A 2744-nucleotide genomic window follows, 5' to 3' on the forward strand; every position below is an offset into this window, starting at 1 on the left:
CCCTGCTCCCCGGCTCCCGGGAGCCCTGCCCGCCCGGGAGCCGGGGAGCAGGGGCGCGGTGCGGGGCGGCGGCCGACCCTGAATCACACTGTCTGCCGGCCAGCCTGACCGACCGCCTGACCGACCGCCGGACCGACCGCCGGACCGACCGCCGGACCGACGGACTGGCCGACCGGCGCCCGGCCGCCGCCGGCGGTTGTTATGCGTGCCAGAGCGCTGACCAGGTGTTCGGGCCGACGAGGCCGTCCGGCAGCAGGGGCGGGTGATCGGCCTGGAAGTGCTGGACGGCGGCGAGGGTCTGCGTGTCGAACGTGCCGTTCACCGCCTCCCACGGCAGGTAACGCCGGTTGGCCAGCATGCACTGCACCTGGAAGACACGATCGCCCTGTTCGCCGAAGGCGGTCGGCCCGTCGCCGTCGTAGAAGGCGCAGACGGGGCTGGAGCCGGGCGGCGGTGTGTTGTTCTCGTCGGCCGCGGCGCCGGGGGCCGCGGCGAGGGCGGTGGCCAGGGCGAGCGCGGCGAGGGCCGAGGCCCCGGCCGCCCGGTATGACGGCGGCGTCTTGCGGATCACGGTGAGTTGCTCCTCGTGGGGTGTGGGGGCGGCGCCGGGGCGCGGTGATGACCGCGCTCCGGCTCTCTCACCGAGGACAACACCGCATACCGCCGTCACGTCACGTGCGGGGCCGCCCGGCGTGTCAGGAGGGCTGCCCCGGGCTGCCGCAGGAGCGCAGGAGCTCCCGGGTCCGGCGGGCGATCGGGAACGGTTTATCGGGCGGACACGGGTACATGTCCTGCTCGACGATCGCGAACAGGTCGACGTCCAGTCGGCGGGCGGCGTCCAGCACGGGTGCCAGGGCGGGCACCCCGCCCGGCGGTTCGCACATCACCCCGCGTGCCACGGCGGGCCCGAACGGCACCTCGTTCGCGACCACTTCGGCCAGGATCTCCGGGTCGACCTGCTTGAGGTGCAGATAGCCGATCCGTTCACCGTAGGTCTCGATCAGCTTGACGCTGTCGCCGCCGCAGTAGGCGTAGTGCCCGGTGTCGAGGCAGAGCGAGACCAGGGCGGGATCGGTGGCGTCGAGGAAGCGGCTGACGTTCTCCTCGCTGTCGATGTGGGTGTCGGCGTGCGGGTGGACGACGATGCGCAGGCCGTAGCGGTCCTGCACCTCGCGCCCCAGCCGCTCCGTCTGGGTGGTGAGGTCACTCCACTGCTCCGCCGTGAGGGTGCGGTCCTCCAGCACCTCGCCCGTCTTGTCGTCGCGCCAGAACGACGGGATGACCACGAGATGGTCGGCGCCCATCGCCCGGGTGAGTTCCGCGATGTCGGCGACATGCGCCCAGGTCCGTTCCCAGACGCCCGGACCGTGGTGCAATCCGGTGAAAACGGTGCCCGCCGAAACGGTGAGCCCGCGGCTGCGGGTCTCGTCGGTGAGGCGGGCCGGGTCGGTCGGGAGGTAGCCGTAGGGGCCGAGTTCGATCCACTCGTAACCAGCGGTGGAGACCTCGTCGAGGAAACGGTGCCAGGGCACCTGCTGCGGATCGTCGGGGAACCACACCCCCCAGGAGTCGGGCGCGGAGCCGATGCGGATGCGGGCCGGAGCGGATGCGGAGGTGGTCATGCGCTCCAGCCTCGGCGCCCGGGGAGACGAGTGTCAAGCATTAGTCCGTATGTCCGGACCAATCATTGACAGCATTCGGGGGAGGAGCTAGACCGGGGACGACAGTTGAGTCCGCCAGCTGCCGCACCGGTCGTCGAAGGGACACAGATGCCTGAGCCGTACGACGTGATCACCATGGGCCGGATCGGAGTGGACCTCTACCCTCTGCAGACGGGCCTGCCGCTCGCCCGGGTGGATGCCTTCGGGAAGTTCCTCGGCGGTTCGCCCACCAACGTCGCCGTCGCGGCGGCTCGCCTCGGCCGGCGCGCCGCGGTGGTGACCCGGACGGGGCAGGACGCGTTCGGGGAGTACCTCCACCAGCAGTTGCGGGAGTTCGGGGTGGACGACCGATGGGTGACGGCCGTCGGCGAGTACCCGACCCCGGTCACCTTCTGCGAGATCTTCCCGCCCGACGACTTCCCGCTCTACTTCTACCGGCAGCCCAAGGCCCCGGACCTGGAGATCCACGCGTCGGAACTGGATCTGGAGGCCGTCGGATCCGCCCGGGTCTTCTGGATGACCGGCACCGGACTCTGTGCCGAACCCAGCTGCTCGGCGACGCTCGCCGCGCTGCGGGCCAGGAACCGTTCGGGCATCACCGTCTTCGACCTCGACTGGCGCCCGATGTTCTGGGAAGCACCGCCGGATGCCACAACGGACGGCTCACGGGACGCCGCAACGGAGGGCTCACCGGGCAGCTCTTCGGCGGGCACCGCAGCGGCCGGCCCGCCCCACCCCGTCGCCTCCGCCCGCTACCGCGAGGCACTCGCCCACGCCACCGTCGCCGTGGGCAACCTCGACGAGTGCGAGATCGCGACCGGCGAGCGCGAACCGTACGCCGCGGCACGCGCCCTCCTCGCCGCCGGGGTCGAGCTCGCCGTCGTCAAACAGGGCCCCGGGGGCGTCCTCGCGGTCCACCGCGACGGCACGGTGGCCGATGTCCCGGCGCTTCCCGTCGAGGTGGTCAACGGCCTGGGCGCCGGTGACGCGTTCGGCGGCGCGCTCTGCCACGGACTGCTCGCCGGCTGGGAGACCGCCCGCATCATGCGGTACGCCAACGCCGCGGGCGGTCTCCCAGCCGGC

General features: G+C 72.2%; 3 protein-coding genes. 1 reads left to right on the forward strand and 2 read right to left on the reverse strand.

Annotation, left to right across the window (positions count from 1 at the left end):
• Positions 1-199: 199 nt before the first annotated feature.
• Both J1C73_RS21030 and J1C73_RS21035 read right to left on the reverse strand, forming a co-directional pair.
• A complete protein-coding gene (locus J1C73_RS21030; protein ID WP_307797755.1) occupies positions 200-571 on the reverse strand; it encodes a peptidoglycan-binding domain-containing protein in 372 nt (123 codons plus the stop codon).
• A 124-nt stretch (positions 572-695) separates the two neighbouring features.
• The gene (locus tag J1C73_RS21035) at positions 696-1622 is read right to left on the reverse strand and encodes a sugar phosphate isomerase/epimerase family protein (protein WP_207317780.1); all 927 of its coding nucleotides are present in this window, start codon (positions 1620-1622) and stop codon (positions 696-698) included.
• Positions 1623-1769: 147 nt separating this feature from the next.
• On the opposite strand from J1C73_RS21035, the gene iolC reads away from it, so the two are divergent.
• A partial coding sequence (iolC, locus tag J1C73_RS21040; RefSeq protein ID WP_207317781.1) for a 5-dehydro-2-deoxygluconokinase occupies positions 1770-2744 on the forward strand: 975 nt, incomplete at its 3' end.

Origin of the sequence: Streptomyces laculatispora (assembly GCF_017353455.1) — a bacterium.
GTDB classification, from domain to species: Bacteria; Actinomycetota; Actinomycetes; order Streptomycetales; family Streptomycetaceae; genus Streptomyces; species Streptomyces laculatispora.

Bases quoted from the DNA above. Each gene is read 5' to 3' on its own strand.
- J1C73_RS21035 (WP_207317780.1), bottom strand. From the start codon at position 1,622: ATGACCACCTCCGCATCCGCTCCGGCCCGCATCCGCATCGGCTCCGCG.